This window comes from Microvirga sp. HBU67558 (assembly GCF_018069605.1).
Classification (GTDB): Bacteria; Pseudomonadota; Alphaproteobacteria; order Rhizobiales; family Beijerinckiaceae; genus Microvirga; species Microvirga terrae.
The window spans coordinates 17,395-37,097 of sequence record NZ_JAGPUP010000555.1 but is presented as its reverse complement, the minus strand read 5'-3'; the positions used below and the strand labels follow the sequence as shown (position 1 = coordinate 37,097).

General features: G+C 66.5%; 20 protein-coding genes and 1 riboswitch. Of the genes, 12 read left to right on the top strand and 8 right to left on the bottom strand.

Features of this window, described 5'->3' with window-relative positions; translation table 11 throughout:
* Window positions 1-51 precede the first annotated feature (51 nt).
* On the bottom strand, window positions 52-1,059 hold the full coding sequence (locus KBI52_RS26290) for a threo-3-hydroxy-L-aspartate ammonia-lyase (RefSeq protein ID WP_173948866.1): 1,008 nt from the start codon (window positions 1,057-1,059) through the stop codon (window positions 52-54).
* A gap of 242 nt (window positions 1,060-1,301) precedes the next feature.
* Here KBI52_RS26290 and KBI52_RS26285 point away from each other — a divergent pair, with 242 nt between their 5' ends.
* Window positions 1,302-2,327 carry a hemerythrin domain-containing protein gene (locus KBI52_RS26285; protein ID WP_210812249.1) on the top strand — a complete coding sequence of 342 codons (1,026 nt, stop codon included), beginning with the start codon at window positions 1,302-1,304 and terminating at the stop codon, window positions 2,325-2,327.
* A gap of 21 nt (window positions 2,328-2,348) precedes the next feature.
* On the opposite strand, the gene KBI52_RS26280 is transcribed toward KBI52_RS26285, so the two are convergent.
* From KBI52_RS26280 to KBI52_RS26260, 5 genes are all read right to left on the bottom strand, one after another.
* Complete coding sequence (locus KBI52_RS26280) at window positions 2,349-2,552, bottom strand: hypothetical protein (RefSeq protein ID WP_173948868.1); 204 nt, start codon at window positions 2,550-2,552, stop codon at window positions 2,349-2,351.
* Between the two features lie 12 nt (window positions 2,553-2,564).
* Entirely contained in the window at window positions 2,565-5,066 is a 2,502-nt protein-coding gene (locus KBI52_RS26275; RefSeq protein ID WP_210812248.1) for a glucose/quinate/shikimate family membrane-bound PQQ-dependent dehydrogenase, read from the bottom strand.
* A 93-nt stretch (window positions 5,067-5,159) separates the two neighbouring features.
* Window positions 5,160-5,933 carry an ABC transporter permease gene (locus tag KBI52_RS26270; protein WP_173948870.1) on the bottom strand — a complete coding sequence of 258 codons (774 nt, stop codon included), beginning with the start codon at window positions 5,931-5,933 and terminating at the stop codon, window positions 5,160-5,162.
* Window positions 5,930-6,736 (bottom strand): ABC transporter ATP-binding protein, encoded by an 807-nt coding sequence (locus tag KBI52_RS26265; RefSeq protein WP_173948871.1) that lies wholly within the window; start codon window positions 6,734-6,736, stop codon window positions 5,930-5,932. The genes KBI52_RS26270 and KBI52_RS26265 overlap by 4 nt, the downstream gene beginning before the upstream one ends.
* Window positions 6,736-7,710 (bottom strand): ABC transporter substrate-binding protein, encoded by a 975-nt coding sequence (locus KBI52_RS26260; RefSeq protein ID WP_173948872.1) that lies wholly within the window; start codon window positions 7,708-7,710, stop codon window positions 6,736-6,738. Before KBI52_RS26260 ends, KBI52_RS26265 begins: the two co-directional genes overlap by 1 nt.
* 356 nt (window positions 7,711-8,066) lie before the next feature.
* Here KBI52_RS26260 and minD point away from each other — a divergent pair, with 356 nt between their 5' ends.
* The 9 genes from minD (at window position 8,067) to pepT (ending at window position 16,326) form a co-directional block, all read left to right on the top strand.
* Window positions 8,067-8,876 carry a septum site-determining protein MinD gene (minD, locus tag KBI52_RS26255; protein WP_173948873.1) on the top strand — a complete coding sequence of 270 codons (810 nt, stop codon included), beginning with the start codon at window positions 8,067-8,069 and terminating at the stop codon, window positions 8,874-8,876.
* Entirely contained in the window at window positions 8,873-9,151 is a 279-nt protein-coding gene (minE, locus tag KBI52_RS26250) for a cell division topological specificity factor MinE (protein WP_173948874.1), read from the top strand. Before minD ends, minE begins: the two co-directional genes overlap by 4 nt.
* Window positions 9,152-9,320: 169 nt before the next feature.
* Window positions 9,321-10,256, top strand: coding sequence for a DUF5996 family protein (locus KBI52_RS26245; RefSeq protein WP_173948875.1), 936 nt, complete (start codon window positions 9,321-9,323; stop codon window positions 10,254-10,256).
* A gap of 187 nt (window positions 10,257-10,443) precedes the next feature.
* Complete coding sequence (locus KBI52_RS33175; protein WP_247654670.1) at window positions 10,444-11,175, top strand: helix-hairpin-helix domain-containing protein; 732 nt, start codon at window positions 10,444-10,446, stop codon at window positions 11,173-11,175.
* A gap of 69 nt (window positions 11,176-11,244) precedes the next feature.
* Window positions 11,245-11,356: riboswitch (TPP riboswitch) on the top strand.
* Entirely contained in the window at window positions 11,347-11,955 is a 609-nt protein-coding gene (locus KBI52_RS26235) for a YkoF family thiamine/hydroxymethylpyrimidine-binding protein (protein ID WP_210812247.1), read from the top strand. Its footprint overlaps the riboswitch before it by 10 nt.
* A gap of 41 nt (window positions 11,956-11,996) precedes the next feature.
* The gene (locus tag KBI52_RS26230; RefSeq protein WP_173948876.1) at window positions 11,997-12,581 is read left to right on the top strand and encodes an ECF transporter S component; all 585 of its coding nucleotides are present in this window, start codon (window positions 11,997-11,999) and stop codon (window positions 12,579-12,581) included.
* Window positions 12,553-14,253: an ABC transporter ATP-binding protein gene (locus tag KBI52_RS26225; protein ID WP_210812246.1), complete on the top strand. Its 1,701-nt coding sequence runs from the start codon at window positions 12,553-12,555 to the stop codon at window positions 14,251-14,253. The genes KBI52_RS26230 and KBI52_RS26225 overlap by 29 nt, the downstream gene beginning before the upstream one ends.
* The gene (locus KBI52_RS26220; RefSeq protein WP_210812245.1) at window positions 14,247-14,987 is read left to right on the top strand and encodes an energy-coupling factor transporter transmembrane protein EcfT; all 741 of its coding nucleotides are present in this window, start codon (window positions 14,247-14,249) and stop codon (window positions 14,985-14,987) included. The genes KBI52_RS26225 and KBI52_RS26220 overlap by 7 nt, the downstream gene beginning before the upstream one ends.
* Before the next feature lie 103 nt (window positions 14,988-15,090).
* Window positions 15,091-16,326 (top strand): peptidase T, encoded by a 1,236-nt coding sequence (gene pepT, locus KBI52_RS26215; protein WP_210812244.1) that lies wholly within the window; start codon window positions 15,091-15,093, stop codon window positions 16,324-16,326.
* Window positions 16,327-16,373: 47 nt separating this feature from the next.
* Here the strand turns inward: pepT and KBI52_RS26210 are convergent, their stop codons facing one another.
* On the bottom strand, window positions 16,374-17,273 hold the full coding sequence (locus tag KBI52_RS26210; RefSeq protein WP_210812243.1) for a CAP domain-containing protein: 900 nt from the start codon (window positions 17,271-17,273) through the stop codon (window positions 16,374-16,376).
* A gap of 293 nt (window positions 17,274-17,566) precedes the next feature.
* On the opposite strand from KBI52_RS26210, the gene KBI52_RS26205 reads away from it, so the two are divergent.
* A complete protein-coding gene (locus KBI52_RS26205; RefSeq protein ID WP_173948881.1) occupies window positions 17,567-18,106 on the top strand; it encodes a hypothetical protein in 540 nt (179 codons plus the stop codon).
* A 213-nt stretch (window positions 18,107-18,319) separates the two neighbouring features.
* The gene (locus KBI52_RS26200) at window positions 18,320-19,252 is read left to right on the top strand and encodes a Bug family tripartite tricarboxylate transporter substrate binding protein (protein ID WP_371823214.1); all 933 of its coding nucleotides are present in this window, start codon (window positions 18,320-18,322) and stop codon (window positions 19,250-19,252) included.
* An 83-nt stretch (window positions 19,253-19,335) separates the two neighbouring features.
* Here the strand turns inward: KBI52_RS26200 and KBI52_RS26195 are convergent, their stop codons facing one another.
* A complete protein-coding gene (locus tag KBI52_RS26195) occupies window positions 19,336-19,602 on the bottom strand; it encodes a hypothetical protein (RefSeq protein WP_210812241.1) in 267 nt (88 codons plus the stop codon).
* Window positions 19,603-19,703: the final 101 nt, after the last annotated feature.

The window sequence follows — 19,703 nt, the reverse complement described above, 5'->3', positions numbered from 1 at the left end:
CCGTGGCGTCCCGGGCCGACAGGGCCGCCCGCGACGATGTCGCGAGAGGTTCTACCCCGCGAGAAAGCCTGCGAGCGCCCTCGGGTCGACGTTGCCGCCGCTGATGATGATGCCGACGCGTTTGCCCCTGCAGGGCACGATGCCGTGAAGCGCCGCCGCCGCCGCCAGGCAGCCCGTAGGTTCGACCACGATCTTCATGCGCTCGGCGAAGAAGCGCATGGTGTCCACGAGCTGCGCGTCCGACACGGTCAGGATGTCGTCGACCAGGGCGCGCATGATGGGAAAGGTCTTGTTGCCGACATAGGTCGTCTGCGCGCCGTCCGCGATGGTGGCGGGCACGGGGATCCGGACGATGGACCCCGTGCGGAACGATTGCTGCGCATCGTTGCCGGCTTCCGGCTCGATTCCGAAGATCCGGCAATCGGGCGAGAGCGCCTTGGACGCGAGCGCCGAGCCGGCCAGCAGGCCGCCGCCGCCGACGCAGACGAGCAGCATGTCGAGCGGGCCGACCTCTTCGATCAGCTCCTTCGCGGCCGTGCCCTGGCCGGCGATCACGTCCTCATGATCGTAGGGCGGAATGAGGGTCAGCCCGCGCTCCTGCGATAGTTTGCGGCCGATCGCTTCGCGGTCCTCCTTATAGCGGTCGTAGAGCACCACCTCGCCGCCATAGCCCTTGGTGGCTGCGACCTTCATGGCCGGGGCGTCCTGCGGCATGATGATGACGGTCGGCACGTCCTGCAGCTGTCCGGCATAGGCGATGGCCTGGGCATGGTTGCCGGAGGAGAATGCGACCACACCGCGCTTGCGCGCATCGGGGGATAGCCTGGCGATCGCGTTGTAGGCGCCGCGGAACTTGAACGCGCCGCCGCGCTGGAGGTTCTCGGCCTTGAAGAAGAGCCTTCCGCCCGTGCGCTCATCGGCGGTGCGGGACGTCAGAACCGGCGTTCGGTGGGCCACCCCGTCGATGCGCCACGCCGCCGTGATCACATCGTCATAGGTCGGCAGATTCACGGGGGCAGGAGCGACGGCGTCGAAGGCTTGCGGGGTCTGCGCGTTCATCGATCTCTCACGCTTCTTGGGGCTTCGGACAAGCCCTTGCGCCTCCCATGCGCAAGGCCCAGCTTTGACTTTGTTCATAGCAATTCCGGATTAACCTTGTCACCTCTGCGGCATTTTTAAGGGCCGGAGGGTCTTTGGGGCTAGCCGGGCCAAAGTCCGCCGGCGGCGGAACAGCGGTCCACTCTGACCGTTCATGCTTATCAGGCATGGTTCATGCCTATCCGGCATGAGAGGAGGCCCCCATGGAATTGTGGCAGATGGTTGTGGCGGACCACGCGAACATCGAGGAGCTCTGCCGTGAGGTGCTGCGGGCGACGGGGAGCGGGCCCAACAGCCGCGCCGAACTCTTCGCCGATCTCCAGGACGAGCTGGAACGGCATATCGCCGCGCAGCAGAACGTGCTCTATCCGGCCCTGTCGGGGCATGAGCGCACGGCGAGCTATCTGGCCGATCTCGAAGGCAAGCAGGACGAGATCCTCCGTGAGCTCGACAGGCTCGCCGCCCGGCCCGATAAGGATAGCGCCGATTGGGCTTCCGACTTCAAGGACCTCACCGGTTCGATCCGCCACGCGTTCACGCTGGAGGAGAACGGCGTGATGATCGTCGCCCGGGGCGCATTTTCCCCGTCCGAGATCAAGCACCTGTGGCGCCAGTACGAGCGCGAGCGGATCGCCTCCTACGAGGCCGAGCGCTGGCATATGCCGCAATCCATGATGCCCAGCCGCTACGGTCTTCCGACCGGAACCGTGTTCGGGGTCCTCGGCGGTCTTGCGGCCGTCGGGGCCGGGGCGCTCCTGTGGACCATGACCCGCTCCGGCCATGCCGGCTCGCGGCAGAACAGGTCGGTGCACGTGCCGCCCCGGCGTCCGGAGCCGCCATTCCCGCTCGAGAGCGGAGTCATCGACCGCAGCCTGGAGGGCTCCCGTCGCGGCACGATGGACAAAACCGGCTCAGGAGCCAGCACCTACAGGGCGGGCGGCTCGTCGAGCCCGGCCGGCATGCAGCAGGGGAAGGGATCGGCCCCTGGGGATGATGCGCTCCTGCATGGTGCGGGCGGGGCCTCTCCGGCGCCGGGCGGAAGCCCCTCGGACGACGACTGGTTCTCATCCGCTCATCCGCCGCGCGCCCCATCAGGGCTCTCGACGCCGCTGCAGCCGGGCGGCACGCTTCCGGCCGGAGGCCCGGGGACGTCCACGGGCTCGCTCGGCACCGGAGGCGCTCCGACGGGCGGCGCGGATTCCGGATCGTTGAAACAGGATGGGCGGTAACAACCGGCCGCGACCTATGGCCTAAGGCCGGTTTCGCCGTCGGGCCACGAACCAGATGGCGATGATCGCCACTACGACCACAACGATCAGCCACCAGCTGCTCCCGGTGCCCTCCGCGGCACCGGGCGTATTGGCGGGTGCGCCTTCCACGGGCGGGCTCGCCTGCGCCAAGGCGGCGGTCGCGGAAAAGAACAGCGTGACCAAGCCAGCAATGATTCGGTTCATGAACGCCTCCCGTCAGGTTCTCGGCAAGGCATAGGCGATCACATAATCGCCCGCCTTGGTGCCGAGCGAACCATGGCCGCCCGCCACCACGAGCAGATATTGCCGTCCGTCCGCGCCGGTATAGGTCATCGGCGTCGCCTGACCGCCAGCGGGGAGCCGCGACTCCCAGAGCTGGTTGCCGTTCGAGACGTCATAGGCGCGGACGTAATAGTCGATGGTTCCCGACAGGAACGCGACGCCGCCGGCCGTCATCATCGGACCGCCGAGATTGGGCACGCCCATCGGGAAGGGGAGCGGGATCGGCGAGGCATCGCGCACGGTGCCGTTCTTGTGCTTCCAGAGAATCTTGCCGGTGGTCAGGTCGGCCGCCGCGACGTAGCCCCAGGGCGGCGCCTGGCAGGGAACGCCGAGCGCCGAGGTGAAGGCGGAGAGCTTCACGGCGAACGGCGCGCCGAAATTCTCGTTCAAGGCCGGCAGGCTGCTCTCCGGCCGGTTCTCACCCTGGACGTAGAGCGTCTTGTCGTCCTGGCGCGGGACGAGCTGCGACACGAAGGCGATGTAGGTCGGCGTCGTGAACGCGATCTGCCGCTCCGGATCGACCGCGACGCTGCCCCAGTTGAACACGCCGAAATTGCCCGGATAGACCAGGGTGCCCTGCAGGGAGGGCGGCGTATAGCGGCCTTCGTAGCGCAGCTTCTTGAACGCGATGCGGCAGGCGAGCTGATCGAACATCGTCGCGCCCCACATGTCGCGCTCCGTGAGCGGCGGCGGATCGTAGGACAGGGCCGAGACGGGCTGCGTCGGCGCGGTGCGGTCGCCCTGCGCGGCGCCCTGCGGGGCGGGCTTCTCGGTCACCGGCAGGACGGGCTGGCCGGTGCGCCGGTCGAGCACGTAGAGCTCTCCCTGCTTGGTCGGCTGCACGAGAGCCGGTACGGTCTGCCCACCGACCGTCAGGTCGACGAGGCTCGGCTGCGAGGGGACGTCGTAATCCCACAGATCGTGGTGGACGGTCTGGAACACCCAGCGCAGCTGACCGGTCGCAATGTCGAGCGCCACGACGGAGGAGGAGAACCGGTCCACATTGGCGCTGCGGTTGCCGCCCCATTGATCCGGCGGCTGGTTGCCGAGCGGGATGTAGATCAGCCCCAAGGCTTCGTCGACGCTGGAGATCGACCAGGAATTGGGCGAGTTGGGAACATAGGTTTCGCCCTGCGCAATTGGCGTTGTCACGTCCGGCCGGCCCGAGTCCCAGTTCCAGACCAGAGCGCCCGTGTTTACGTCGAAGGCGCGAATGACGCCGGACTGCTCGCTCGTCGACACGTTGTCGAGCACGGTGCCGCCGACGATGATCAGGTTTTTCGCGACGGCGGGCGGCGAGGTGGAGTAATAGGCGCCGGGATTCACGTTGGGCATGTTGGCCCAGAGATTGATCTGTCCCGTGCCGCCGCCGAAGGCCGTGCAGACGGCGCCGTTCTCCGGGTTCAGCGCGATCAGACGACCGTCCGCGGTGGGCATGAAGAGCTTCGTCGGGCAGTTGTCGGCGGCTGGCCGCTCACTCGCCGCCACTGGCAGATCCAGGGGCGGAGAGGCGGTCGTGAGGGGCGTAGGCGCAGGCGCCGGCACGGGGGCTGCCGCGGCAGCGCCATTGCCACGGTAGTAAGAGAGGCCGCGGCAGGTGAGATGCTGGAGGGCGAGTTCGCCGCGGATCTTCGGATCGTAGCGCCAGACCTCGCGTCCCGTCGTGTCGTCGAGCGCGATGATCGATTGATGCGGCGTACACAGAAAGAGGCGATTGCCGAACTTGAGCGGCGTGACCTGGAAGGTGGTCTCCTCCGGGTCGCCGGGACGGCCCCGCACGTCGCCTGTGCGATAGGTCCAGGCTTCCTGGAGCTGGGCCGCGTTCGCCGGGGTGATCTGGTTGAGCGGCGAGTAGCGCTGGCCGTAGGCCGTGCGTCCGTAGGCGTGCCATTCGCCGGGCGGAACGCCGAGTGCATCGTCGGGCACCTCGGCCCGCGGCCCCGGAGCCGTGCCTTCGATCCGTGTGGGATCGGTGAACCAGGAGGCCACCGCGACCGCGAGAGCGATGGCCAGGATGCCCGTCAGCGGCAGCCCCGCGCCCCGAAAGGCGGAGACGGGCCGCACGGCCTCGCTGCGATGGTCCGACGCGGTGCTGCGCCGATCGGCGAGGTTGCGCGTCACCCAGGGCGTGAGCAGCAGAAAGCCGATCAGGAACACCACGTCGCCGCGTGCCGCCAGCGGCCACCAGTGCAGACCCACCTCCCACAAAGCCCAGCCAAGCGTACCGGCGACGACGAGCGCATATACCCAGAGGGCTGCGGGCCGTCGCGCGAGGAGAAGGATGCCGGTCAGGAGGAAGCCAATGGCCGCGATCAGGTAGTACCAGGATCCGCCCAGCGTGATCAGCCATACGCCCCCGACGGCGAGGGCGAGTCCGATCAGGAGCGTGAGGATGGCCGCGATGATGAGAACAGGACTGCGTCCCTGGCCCGGCATGACATCACTCCTTCGGACATTCGGCTTCCAACGACAGGCAAGCGGAAATGTTTCATAAGGTTGTGATGCCAAGAGAGCCGCGATGCAGCCCTGCTATGTCTCCTTGACATTCGTCCCCCAGCGCCGGTGCAGGAAGCGCTCCCAGGGCGAGAACAGGAGGCGGTCGACGAGCAATCCGATGACGACAATCACGATCATGATGCCAATCACCTGCTCCATAGCGTTGAGCTCGCGCCCGTAATGCAGCAGGTGGCCGAGGCCGAAACCGGTGAGGATCGTCACGTAAATCTCCGCCGCCATCAGCGAGCGCCATGCGAACGCCCATCCCTGCTTCATCCCGCTGACCAGGAAAGGAAGCGAGGCCGGGAGAATGACGCGCGTCCACTTGTGGAAGCCTTCCGATCCCATGGTGCGCGCCGCGCGCGCGTAGATCGGCGGGATGTTGCGCGCTCCGTGGTCGGTCGCGATGATCACGGACCAGACGGTGCCCATGATCACGACGAACAGCATCGCGCCTTCCGTCTGGCCGAACCAGACGAGCGCCAGCGGCACCCAGCAGACGCTCGGCAGGGTCTGAAACCCGAGGGCGAGCGATCCGATCGTGTCTTCGAGCACCTGCGTCGTGCTGGTCAGCAGGCCCAGGGGCAGGCCGATTACGACGCCGGCCGCATAGCCGATCAGAAGCCGCTTGAGGGTCACCCAGGTCGACTCGATCAGCGTGCCGTCGAGCAGCGCCCCCCAGATGTATTCCGCCACGAAAACGGGCGAGGGGAGAAGCACGATGGACCAGCGCCCGCTGCGCACGGCGAATTCCCATATGCCGATCAGCACGGCGAAGAACAGGAGGGCGACGGCGAGACGCTTCATTCGAACACCGCTCCCTTCAACGTGCCTTTGAGCGCAGCCGCGATGGTGGACGTATAGCCAGCGAGATCACGGCTGTTGATGTCGCGGGGATGCGGAAGATCGATCTCGAAGATCTGCGAGATGCGCCCCGGCGACGGCGACATGAGAACGACCCGGTTCCCCAGGCATACGGCTTCGCGCACGTTGTGCGTGACGAACACGATGGTCTTGCGGCTTCCCATCCAGATGCGCTGGATGTCGTCATAGAGCTGATCGCGCGTGAGCGCATCCAGGGCGGCGAAAGGCTCGTCCATGAGCAGCACCTGCGGATCGGGAGCAAGCGCGCGTGCCAGCGCGACGCGTTGCTTCATGCCGCCGGAGAGCTCGTGCACATGCGCGTGCCTGAATTTCTCGAGGCCGACGAGCTTGAGAAAATGATCGGCGATGTCCCGGCGCTCGGCGCCCGTCAGGTCGGGTCGCAGCTTCAGCCCGAACATGACGTTGCCGAAAGCGTCGAGCCAGGGAAACAACGCCGATTCCTGGAACATGACGAGGCGCTGCCGGCCGGGACCGTCCACGAGTTTGCCGTCGGCCAGCACCCGCCCGGAATCCGGCATGGTCAGTCCCGCCATGATGTCGAGGAGAGTGGACTTTCCACATCCGCTCGGTCCGATCAGGCAGACGAATTCCCCTTCGGCGACGGTGAGAGACACGTTGTCCAGCGCCTGCACGGTGGCGCGCGATGACGTGAATCGCTTGAAGACGTTCTCCACGATGAGCTTGGCAGGTGCGGCCGTCAGCGACTCAGGGTGGGACAGCTCCATCAAGGCGTCTCGATCAGGCGGGAGAGGTCGGGCGTGTCGCGCAGGAAACCCACCCGTTGAGCGCTGGTCACGAAGGACTGGAATGCCTCCCGGGTGGTGTCCGGCGTGATGACCATGCGGCTCCAGGCACGGGCGACGAGCTCCGGCGGCATGTCGAGGCGGAACGAGGCCTGCAGCTCCTCCCGGGCCAAGCGCTGCGCCTCGTCGGGATTGTTCCGGATCCAGTCGGTGAGCTCGCGATGGGCGGCCACGAAGCGCTTGGCGAGCTCGCGGTTTTTCGACAGGAAGCCGGCGCTCGAGACAAGGATCGTCGTGATCGCGTCCTTCTCCTCGACCAGCACCTTGCCGCCGGCCTCGGATTCGAGCCGCGACACCCAGGGCTCCACGGTCCAGACCGCGTCGAGCTGCTTGCTCTGGAAGAGGGAGAGCTGGTCCGGATTGCTGGTGGGCACCACCTGCGCATCGCCGCCGGTCTGGGTGATGCGCAATCCGCCTGCGACGAGCCAGGCCCGGGCCGCTACGTCCTGCGTGTTGCCGAATTGCGGCGTGGCGATGCGCTTGCCCTTGAAGTCGACAGGCTTGGACAGGGTGGAATCCCCCTGGACCACGAGGGCGGAGCCGCCGTTCACGGCACCGCCGACGACGCGGACCTCGGCGCCGCGGGAGCGGGCATAGGCGTTGAGCGCGGGATTGGGACCGACATAAGTCAGGTCGAGCGAATTGGCGAAGATCGCCTCCATGGCGCTCGGGCCGGCATTATAGGCGTACCACTCGATCTTCACCCCTGGCCCGAGCCGCTCCGCGAACCAGTTGCGCCCCTGCCGCTCGAAGGCGCGGGCCACCAGGGCCTGCACATGGGTGATGTTGGGGAAATGCCCGACCCGGACGGTCGTGGATTGCTGGGCAGCCGTGGGCCCATGAGCCGCAACGAGCGACAACGCCGCCAAGAGAAGAAGCCGCCATCCGTACCGCATCGCAGGATCTCCAGTGACATCGGATCAAGGCTAGGGGTTCCCAGAGGAAGGTCAATGGGAGGCTGGCGGAAGGATCCGGCAAGCTCGGCTTTATGTCCGGCATGAGGACGGGATTCCTTGGTCCGTGCCTGGAGTGGCGGAAATCCTTGGTTTTTCAACAAAAAATTCGGTTTCTTCGGAAAATCTTAACGGATCAGTAACCATAACGGGCGTCGAATAATAGGCATTACGTAGCGTAAGAAATCCGCGACAGCCTGACCCGCCTCCGCTCTCCGAACATTAGTTCTGCGGTTCTCCGGGGAACCTGCTGGTGATGCCGTCGCAGGAGCAGCATTGTAGGGCGAGGAGAACCAAGGATGGCGAAAGTACTTGTCGTGACATCGGGCAAGGGCGGTGTCGGAAAGACGACCTCGACCGCGGCTCTGGGCGCGGCGCTGGCGCAGAGCGGCCAGAAGGTGGCGGTGATCGATTTCGACGTCGGCCTGCGCAACCTCGATCTGATCATGGGTGCCGAGCGCCGCGTGGTGTTCGACCTCATCAACGTGATCAAGGGCGATGCGAAGCTGGAGCAGGCACTCATCCGCGACAAGCGCGTCGAGACCCTGTCCCTGCTGCCTGCCTCGCAGACCCGCGACAAGGACAATCTCACGGAGGAAGGCGTCGAGCGCGTGATCAACGGCCTGCGCGAGAAGTTCGACTGGATCATCTGCGACAGCCCGGCCGGCATCGAACGCGGCGCGACGCTTGCCATGCGTCACGCGGATGTTGCGGTCGTCGTGACGAACCCGGAAGTCTCCTCCATCCGCGACTCGGACCGCATCATCGGCCTCCTCGATTCCAAGACCGAGAAGGCCGAGAAGGGCGAGCAGGTCGAAAAGCATCTTCTGCTCACGCGGTACGACAATGCCCGCGCTCAGCGCGGCGAGATCCTCAAGGTCGAGGACGTGCTCGAGATCCTCTCCATCCCGCTTCTGGCCATCATTCCCGAGAGCACCGAAGTGCTGCGCTCGTCGAACCTCGGCGCCCCGGTGACACTCGGCAGTCCGAATTCGGCCCCGGCCCGCGCCTATCTCGATGCCGTGCGCAAGCTCCAGGGCCAGACGGTCGTCGAGGTGCAGAAGCAGCGCGGCCTGTTCAGCAAACTCTTCTCACGGAGGGCCGCATGAGCCTTTTCAGTTTCTTCAAGCGCAACACGTCCGCGCCCGTCGCCCGCGAGCGGCTGCAGGTTCTGCTCGCTCATGAGCGCACCATCGTCGGTGGGGCCGAGTCCGATCTCGTGGCGATCCTGCGGGAGGAGATCATGGCGGTGATCGCCAAGCACATGGCGGTGCCGCAGGACAACGTGCAGATCAAGATGGATCGCGGCGCCTCCGTGTCGACGCTCGAAGTCGACATCGAGATCCCGACATCCATCGCCGCGGGCATGCGCCCCGCCGCGTAACGACGGCAAATGCTGGAGCGGCATGCTCTTCCACCGGGAGGATGCCCGCTCCAGCCATGTGCTGCATCGGTGCGGAGGGCGGCTGTCGGTTTGCCGCCGACGGCCGGGTTGTCCACCCCGACCGATGCGCTAGCTCTGCTTCATCTTCGTTCCTCAGGGGAGGCGCTCGATGGGCGACACGTCTTGGCCGCAACTGCCCTATCCCGCCTGGCGGGACACGGCGGCGACCCTCCAGCTCTGGACCCAGATCGTGGGCAAGATCCGGCTGTCGCTGTCGCCCTGGCTCAATCACGGCTGGCAGGTTCCGCTCTACGTGACCGCAAGGGGGCTGGGAACGTCGCCCATCCCTGTCGGGCACGACATCCTGGAGATCGAGTTCGACTTCCTGTCTCATCTCCTGCGCATGCGCATGAGCAACGGCGAAGAGCGTGAGTTGCCGCTGCAGCCCCAGAGCGTGGCGGATTTCTACGCGCGGATCCGCGCCATCCTGGAGGATCTGCGCATCGAGGTCGCCATCAACGAGATGCCGAACGAGGTGGCGGATCCCATCCGCTTCTCCGAGGATCGCGTCCATGCCTCTTACGACCGCGAAGCCGCGCATCGCTTCTGGCGGGCGCTCGTTCAGGCGGACCGGGTCTTCAAGCTCTTCCGAAGCGGGTTTCTGGGAAAGTCGTCACCGGTGCACTTCTTCTGGGGCAGCTTCGACCTCGCGGTGACGCGCTTCTCCGGGCGGTCTGCGCCCCTGCATCCGGGAGGCGTGCCGGGTCTCCCGGATCCTGTGACCCGCGAGGCCTATTCGCACGAGGTCTCCAGCGCCGGATTCTGGCCTGGCAGCGACGCCTTTCCACAGCCGGCCTTCTACTCCTACGCCTATCCCGAGCCGCCGGGCTTCCGCGAGGCCGCGGTGCCAGCGGGCGCGTCGTTCGACACGACGCTGGGCGAGTTCATTCTGCCCTACGACACGGTGCGCCAATCGACCGATCCCGATGCGCTGCTGCTCGATTTCCTTGTCGCCACCTACAAGGCCGCGGCCGACGCGGGGCATTGGGACCGTGCGGCGCTCGAATGCACCGTCGGCGCGCCGGCGCAGGTACGGGCGGTTTAGGGACGTCGTTTCGCAAGGTGATGACGTTTCCGCTTCTCTTCGGCAGCTCTCGAAAGAGATGCGCGCCTATCCCGAATTGCCGTTGAAGTCGCAAGGACGGCGGAGATTGCCACGTCTGCGCCACATACCCTCTCTAGCCCTAAGGCCGGACCAAGGCTCCGTCGTCGAGTAGATGTGCGAGGATCCCATGCAGGTTGGCGATTTGTCCCGGACCCAAACGCCACGCGAACCGCGCGACAATGCGGCCCTTCAGGCCATGCGCGTTCTTCTGGTGATCGGTCTCATGAGTGCCGGCTGGCTGGCTCTGTGGCGGTTCCAGGCCGGCAGTCCAGCCGCGGAGGGCATGGTGTCCGTGGCTCCGCCGCAGACGGTCGCCGTGGAGGTGCGCCCTGCCGCTCCCCCGGATCGGGCCGAACCCGTTCAGGTGGCCGATGCAGATGCATTGACGCCGGCTGCCTTGCCCGTGAAGCGGTCCGCCGTCGTCTCTCCGCCGGACCCCGATGAGGACGATCTTGAGCCCTCCCTCGCCGAACCGGTCATCGATCCCGCCTCCCTCGGGGCCTCTCGCGATCAGTCCCTTGCCGTTCTGAAGCAGTTCCAAGCCATCGTCGGACAATCGTCCAAGAGCGGAGCCGCCAAGCCGCCGGCGGATCCGCCCGCCGACATGAACATGACCGGCACCGTCACGCAGCAGGCGACCCGAACGGCGTCCTATGTGCCTGCCGGTGAGTCCGCTTCAGCCCTCGTCGATCTCAACAGGGGCTCCGTCGACCAGTTGAATACGTTGAGAGGCGCAGGATCCCTCGGCCGCGCCATCGTGAGGGGGCGCCCGTACAGGTCCGTGGAGGATCTCGTGACCAAGAGGGTGGTGCGCCGCACCGCGTTCGAACGGATCAAGGATCAGGTCACCGTGCAGTAGATGCCGCGATCCGTCGCCCGCAGGCGCGTGATCCGCTTGCCATCGTGCGACGAAAGGTGCTAAGCAAGTCGCATCAAACAGGGGTGCTCCGTATTGCCGGGGCTGAGATGACGGCGCGAAGCCGTTGGACCCTCAAGCTGATCTGGGTAATGCCAGCGGAGCGAGGTGACGATGTTTTCCGGCGCACAGATTTCCCTCTATCCGATGAGCGACGATTTCGTCGACGTCATCCTCGGCGCCATCGGGGCGCTTGACCCGTATAGACCCAATTTCCGCATCGAAACCGACGACATCTCCACGTTAATCGTCGGCCCGCCGGAGCAGCTGTTTCCGGCAATGCGCGACCTGTTTCTCGCCGCATCACGCCGCGGTGTTCATTGCGTGCTCGCCGCCACCGTCTCGCGTGGTTGTCCGGGCGAGCCCGACGACCCGATCTGCACGCCGATCACGGGTTCGAACCACGATCAGCCCCTCGCGGCGCGCATCACGGCCGCCGTACGGCGCGTGGAAACGGCGCCTCTGACCGGCCAGGTCGTGGCCGCGCAATTCTCGCTCTATCCGCTCGGCAGCGGGCACCATATGAACGAGATCTACGGCTGCATCGACTTCCTCAAGGCATCGGGCGTGTTCGACCGCTCGAAGAACTTCTGCACCAAGCTGCGCGGCGATGCGGGCCCGGTCTTCGCGACTCTGAGCGAAGCCTTTCTGCGCTTCGGCGCCCCGCAGGGGCATGTCGCACTCGATCTCAAGGTCTCGGCGAACAGCCCGAGCAAGTCCTGATCCTCCGCACACGATTCTCGTCTCACATCAAGGAGTTTGTCATGTCCGTGGCTCGTGGCTGGACATTGAGGGAGATCCTCATCGTCACCGTGATCGGCGCGGTGTTCGCCGTGCTGTATCTCGGCTGGGTTCAGGTGTGGCTGATCGCCCAGGCGGTGTTCGGTCCTCTGACGATGGACGTGGTGATGGGCTTCTGGTTCGTCGCCTCGATGGTGGCAGCCGCCATCATCCGCAAGCCCGGCGCAGCCCTCGGGGCCGAAGTGCTCGCGGCCGCCGTGCAGGTGCTGCTGGGAAGTCCCGCGGGCCTGCTGCTCGTCGTCAGCGGCCTCGTCCAGGGCGCCGGCGCGGAAGCGGTCTTCGCGGCAACCCGCTGGCGCAACTACTCGCTGCCGGTGCTGATGGCGGCGGGCGTGGGCGCGGCGATCTTCTCTTACGTCTATACCTGGATCCGGTTCGATTATGGCGCCCTGCAGCCGGCGCTGCTCATCGCCATGTTCGTGCTGCGCTGCGCGAGCGGCGCGCTGCTCGGCGGGTGGCTCGCTCACGTGATCGTGCAGGCGCTCTACAGGACGGGCGCGCTCGCGGGCCTTGCGATCGATGTCGAGAAGCGCTCCGCCGCCGCCTGAACCCGCCGCGGAATGGCGCGGGGTCGAGGTCGCCTATCCCTTCGCCAGGCGCCCTGCGATCGGACCCGTCGATTGTCAGGTTCGGCAGGGCGAGCGGGTTCTCCTCCTCGGCCCGTCGGGGTCCGGCAAGTCGACGCTGCTGCTGGCGCTGACGGGTCTCATCCCCGACAGCATCCCGGCGGAGGTGAAAGGCGACATTCGCCTCTTCGGCAGGGATGCCGGCTCCCGCAAGCCGTGGGATTGGGCGCGCCATGTGGCCCAGTATTTCCAAGACGCGGACCAGACGCTCTGCGGCATGCGCGTGGAGGACGAACTCGCGTTCGCGCTCGAGAACCGCGCCATGCCGCCGGAGACCATCGCGCGCGCCGTCACGGAGGTCATGCAGGCGGTCGGCCTGCCGGAGGAATGGCGACACCGTCCGTCGGCGCAGCTCTCGGGCGGGGAGCGCCAGCTCGTGGCTCTCGCCGCGACCCTGATCCAGGACGCGCCGCTCTTCGTGGCCGACGAGCCGACCGCGCATCTGGCTCCGGAGGCTGCGCGGCGCCTGCATGCGCTGCTGACTGGCCGCGAGGGCGGACGGACCGTCCTCATCGTCGACCACAGGCTCGACGGACTGATCGAATCGATCGACCGCATGATCGTGCTCGGACGCGGCGGAACCGTCGTTGCCGAGGGCGACCCGCGCCGGATCTTCCGCGAGGAGCGCATGCTGCTGCAGTCGCACGGCATCTGGTGTCCTGCCTCGAGCGCCCTCGATGCAGAGCTGATGCGTGCAGGCGTCGCGGCGCCCATCGGCCCGTTGTCGGTCGCGGAAGCGCTCGCGCATCTCGATCCTGAGAGCCTATCTCCCTCCTGCCTCGACAAAGCGCGTCCAGCCGTCGAGGCCTTCGTCGCCTCCGTCAGCCCCCCCATCGACCTGCATGAACCGCCCATGCTCGTTCAGGTGCGGCAGGCCGCGTGCGCGCCGTTCCTGGGCCCCACCGTGCTGCGCGGCGTCGATCTCACGATCCGTCAGGGCGAGATCCTCGGCGTGCTGGGACGAAACGGGGCCGGCAAATCGACGCTGGGCTTGTGTCTCGCGGGTCTCCTGCCGCTGAAGGCCGGCACACGCCGAGGCCCGGCGGGCGGGTACGCCTTCCAGCGCGCGGAAAACCAGTTCACTGCCGGCACCGTGCATGAGGAACTGCTCACAGCGCTGCCGGCGCGGATGAAGGCAGACGAGAGAGACCGGCGCGCGGCGGCGGCGCTGGAAACCTGGGGGCTCGCGGCGCTCGCGCGCAACCATCCCTTCGAGCTGTCGCAGGGCCAGAAGCGCAAGCTCGCGCTGGCCACGCTCACGCTCTCCGACCACTGGCCGCTCCTCGTGCTCGACGAGCCCATGGCCGGGCTCGATGCGTCCGGAGCCGCGCTGCTCTCGCAGGAGATACTGTCGCTGCGCGAGAAGGGACGCACCATCGCGCTGATCACCCACGACATGGATCTTGCCTTGAGGCTCTGTCCACGCTCCATCCTGGTGGGGGAGGGAGGGATCCTGGCCGACGGCCCGACGCAGGAGCTGATGAACGACGGCGTTCTTATGGCGCGCGCCGGGCTCACGGAGCCGGCATCGGCTGCCGCGACGCGATGGCTCAAGGCTGCGGCCCTGCGTCTGGGGGCGCCGGTTCCATGCTGACGTCCCTCAACCCGCTCTCGAAGCTGGCCGTCTGCTGCGTCTGGCTCGTCGCGGCCGTGCTGGTCTTCGATCCCCGGTTCCAGCTCGCGGCGATCCTGGCGCCCGCGCTCGCGCTCGTCGGCCTCCATCGCACCTCGCCCCTGGTGCTGCTCGCCCTCATGGTGCCGTTTGGCCTGTTCGGCTTCGGCTTCCTCACCACCAGCCTGCTGTTTCGCCAGGAGAGCGACTTCGCCCTGCTCATGGCGGGAGAGTCTCTCCTCTCGTCGCCGGGATTCTCGGCGGGCATCACCCTGTTCCTGCGCGCGCTCGCCTGCGGCATGATCTCGGTGTTCTTCGCACTCACCACCGATCCTGGGCTTTTCGTGCGCGCCCTCATGCAGCACGCGAAGCTCCCGCCGCGCATCGGCTACTCGCTGTTCGCCGCCCTGCAGCTCGTGCCCGATCTCGCCGGCGAGGCGCAGCAGATGCGCTTGGCCCGCGCCATGAAGTCCGGACGGCGCCTGCGGCGGGTTCCCGGCCCGTTCGAGCTCATGAGCCTCGTCATCCCGCTGCTCGCCTTCGCGATCCGCCGCGCCGGCCGCACTGCGATCGCCATGGAGGCGAGGGGGCTCGGCCCCGATGCGCCGCGCACGATCATGAACGCGCCTGCGTTCCAGGGGCGGGATGGCCTCTTCGTTGCCGCGGCCCTGGGCCTCCTGGTGCTGTGCGGCGCCGCGACGCTCATGCGTATCTGATCGGTCAGGTGGCGGGAGGGTAAGAAATTTCCCGCCGCCCATTCCCGGGGCGGGATTGTCCCGCTACAACTCCGTCACCTCCTCGCAGAACGGATCCCGAGCCATGGCCGCCAGCGTTACAGACCGTTTCCTCCGATACGTCGTCATCGATACCCAGTCCGACGCCAAGTCCCAGTCCCAGCCGTCTACCGAGAAGCAGAAGAATCTCGGCCGCCTGCTGGTCGAGGAGCTCCAGGAGATCGGGATCTCCGACGCGCATCTCGACGAGCATGGCTACGTCTACGCGACCATCCCGGCGACGACGAGCAAGAACAACGTGCCGGTCATCTGCTTCTGCGCCCACATGGATACGGCGCCGGACTTCTCCGGCACCGGCGTGAAGCCGCAGCTGGTCCGCAACTATCAGGGCGGCGACATTCGGCTGCCGGGTGATCAGAGCCAGGTCATCCGTGTCGCCGACCATCCCGTGCTCGACGACCTGATCGGCCACGACATCGTCACGTCGGACGGCACGACGCTGCTCGGCGCCGACGACAAGGCGGGGATCGCCGAGATCATGGCGGCGGCCGAGTTTCTGATTAGCAACCCGGACGTCCGGCACGGCACGATCCGCATCCTTTTCACCACCGACGAAGAGATCGGCCGCGGCGTCGACAAGGTGGATCTGAAAAAGCTCGGGGCGGATTTCGGTTATACCCTGGACGGCGAGACGGCCGGCACCATCGAGGACGAGACCTTCTCGGCCGACGCAGTCGAGATCGGCATCAAGGGCGTGGCGATCCATCCCGGCTTCGCCTACGGCAAGATGGAGAACGCCATCCGGATCGCCGGCGACATCGTCGCGCGCCTGCCGAGAGAGATGGCGCCCGAGACGACGAAGGGACGCGACGGCTTCATCCATCCGACCGGCGTGACCGGCGTGATGGAGAAGGCCAGCCTGAGCTTCATCATCCGCGACTTCACGGAGGAGGGGCTCACGAGCAAGGAGACGCTCCTGGAGGGCATCGTCGAGGACGTGATGCAGGCCTATCCGGGCTCCAGCTACACCTTCACGGTCAAGGAGCAGTACCGCAACATGAAGGTCGTGCTCGACCGCAAGCCGGAGATCGTCGAATACGCCGTGGAGGCGATCAGACGCGCCGGCATGGAACCGGTGCGCGGCAGCATCCGCGGCGGCACGGACGGTTCGCGCCTGTCCTTCATGGGCCTGCCGTGCCCGAACATCTTTGCCGGCGGCCATGCCTTCCATTCGCCGCTGGAATTCGTCAGCAGCCAAGACATGGAGAAGGCCGTGACGACCATCGTCGAACTCGCCAAGCTCTGGGAGGAGCGCGCCTGACCTGCTGAGGGCAGGGAGGCCCCCGGCGGTACCGGGGGCCGTTGTTGTCAGAGCACGAAGTCGGCGCTCGCGAAGACGTGGGCGCCGAGGGCCTTGATCGCGAAGTCGGCGACGCCGTCCCCGTTGACGTCACCGGCCACGTAGGTGTTTCCGCTCGACTGATACGCCTTCAGCTCGCCGGCCACCTTGTGGAAGCTTTGCGCACCGATGAACGTGAACGCCTGGTTGCCGGACACCCGGGTGTCGGCGTCGATGCCCGACAGGCTGATCCTGTCGGCGCCGTGAACGAAGTCGCTGACGGTGTCGCCGTTGGCTTCCGATGCCGTGTCGAACACGAAGGTGTCGTAGCCCTGGCGGCCCCAGAGCACGTCCCGGCCGCCATTGCCGTTGAGGGTATCGTCCCCGGATGTGCCATACAGGGTGTTGTTGTAGCTGTTGCCGACAAACGACTGACCGGTGATGGTCGGCGTCGTCGGGGCCGTCGGGATCGTGGTGCCGACGTCGTCCGCTTCGGCCCGCTCGAGGGCATTCGGCGTGCCGAAGTTCTGCGTCACGAAAACGACCTTGTAGCCGTTGATCGTGCCTTCCTTCAGGCCGATTCCCATTTCCTCGAACGACCCGTTGACGATGTTCGCGTAGTGACCGGGCGAGTTCATCAGGTTGGTGTGCAGCTGGCGCACGGTCGCCTCGGTGAGATCGCCGCTCACATAGGCGATGTTCTCGCCCCAGCCCTGCCATCCGTAGCCGGCCGTCGTCATGCGGGTGCCCGCGCTGGAGCCGTTCACGCCCGTATGCGAGAACGTGTCTGTCTGATCCATCCATGCGCTGTGAGCGTCGGAGGAATCGAGAAGCTCGCCGTCGAAGGTGAGCGGCCTGACGCCGGCACTGGTGCGCGCCTCGTTGACGAGCTGCAAAAAGTAGGTTTCCAAATTGGTTGGTGTCGTCATTCTAGAAATGCCCCTTGGGAAAACATCTTAGGCTTACATTCCGTCGCAATATCGGTCTTGTCGGACGTCGGAATGCACATCCGCGCATGGCCCGCCAATGTGTTGACAATGTGATGGGCGCGACTGCTCTCTCGGACCAACGTGCGGCACGGCGCGGGACGTTAAGAGATCATTCACCATAAGAACGGGAAAAGGCACTTGCCGCATGCGACGGCGGGGATCCTGCGTTAGGTTAAGCGAGTTCCCAGGACAAAACATTCATTTCGCACGATACCGCGCGGGCACGATCCATTATGCTGCGTTTCCTCATTCTCCTCACCCTCGTTGCCGTTTTCCTCCATCTCTACGGGCCGATCCTCTTCGGCCGCGGCCCCCTGTCGAGGAAACTGAAGCGGATCCCGATCCAGATCGGCGTCTTCGTCGTTCTGGCGCTCACCACGATCAACGGATTCCGGAGCGCTGCGCCGGCCTCCGAGCCGCAAGCCGCCGCAACGCAGGCGGCGCCCGACGTGGAGACGACCGCGGCGATCGCGCCCCCCGCCGTCGTCGAGCCTCTGATGCCGAAGGATGCGGCCGCCGCCTGCGTGGAGCAGGCGCTGAACGAGGCGCGCGCCACCGAGGATGTCGTCGGCCAGACCTGGCTGTCATCCGTCGAGGGCTTTCTCGAGACGGCGCCCGGAGAGGTGACGGTTCAGTTCGCCGTCGGGCCGAGGGTCGGGCCGCCGAAGGGGCCGCAATGCCGGTCGGAGGCGCGCCTGACCTGTTCCGTGGCCGGCCGCGACGTCAGGCCCATCACGCCCGTTCACATGACAGGAGCCCAGATCTCCTGCTGAGGCGATTGGTCTCATCAGCGGACCTCCGGCGCGCGAGCGATCAAGCAGAGTTCAACAGCCGCGGGCTGCAAGGTCATGGACATGGCCCGCCTGTCGGTTATGTGAGACTTCCATGGGCGGCCCCGCCGCCGGCCTCGCACCATGGGAGACCTAATCGTGACCACACCAACCCGACGCCAAGCCCTTCTCGCCGGCGGTGCCCTCCTGGCCGGAATGGCCCTGAGCCTGGCCCCCGCTGCCGCCCAGACCTTCCCGGTCCGTCCGATCACCATGGTGGTGCCCTTCGCGGCCGGCGGCTCCACCGACGTGGTCGCCCGCATCATCGCCCAGAAGATGTCCGAAGGCCTGGGCCAACAGGTGATCATCGAGAACGTCGCCGGTGCCGGCGGCAGCACGGGGGCGGCCCGGGTCGCGAAGGCGGAGCCCGACGGCTACACGATCCTGATGGGCACGGTGGCCACGCACGCGCTGAACCCGCTCATGCTCAAGCGCAAGCCCTACGACGCGGTGACGGACTTCGCCCCGGTCTCGCTGCTCGTGGTCGTGCCCAACGTGCTGGTGGTTCATCCCAGCCTGCCGGCGAAAACGGTGCCGGAACTGATCGCGCTGCTGAAGGCGGATCCATCCAAGTACAATTACGCTTCGTCCGGTGTCGGCACGCCTCTGCACCTGTCGGGCGAATTGTTCAAGAGCATGGCCAAGGTGTCCATGCAGCACATCGCCTATCGCGGCTCCGGTCCGGCCCTCAACGACGTGGTGGCGGGCCAGGTCCCGATCATGTTCGACAACCTGCCCTCCGCGTCCGAATTCATCCGCGCCGGAACGCTGCGCGGAATCGCCGTGACCACCAAGGAGCGGGCGCCGTCCTTCCCGGACATGCCGACAATCGCCGAAGGTGGGCTTGCCGGCTACGAGACCTATACCTGGAATGCTCTATTCGCACCCCCCAAGACCCCGAAAGAGGTCATCGACCGGCTGAACGCCGAGGCCCTCAAAGCCGTGAAGGATCCGGCCGTGCAGGAGCGGCTGAAGACCTTCAGCGCCACGGTCGTCGGATCGACTCCGGAGGTCCTTGGTGAGCACGTCAAGACGGAGATTGCCAAATGGACCCCGGTCGTGAAGGAGGCCGGCGTTCAGATCGACTGATTCGGTTCTTGCTCATGAGGCTCCTCCCGGCGACGGACCCGTGGCCGGGGGCGACGCCCCCGGTTGGAAGGAACCGCCCGGCTTCAGTGCAGCGCGGCCATGATGCGCCGGATGGTCGACTGGAGGAGCTCGATCGCGGATTCCGCCCGGTCTCCGCCGGCGAGCATCGCCAGGGACGCATCGCCGCGGCTGGCCATCGCGGTCTCGAGCACGGCGTAGTAGGCGAGATCGCGGGTCCGGCCGCTGGCCTCCTCCCGGAGCGAGCTGATCGCTTCGATGATCCCGAGGGATTGCCCGCTGCCGACAAGGTCGCAGGCCTTCTTCAGGACGCCGAGGACTGTGGTCTCCATGACATTTTCCCCTCTTCGGCCGGGTTCGGCCCGGCCTTGATCCGTTGTGGTCTCGAAGGGCCCGTTGGCCCCGAGGGGAAGGATAACATAACGCCCCGCCA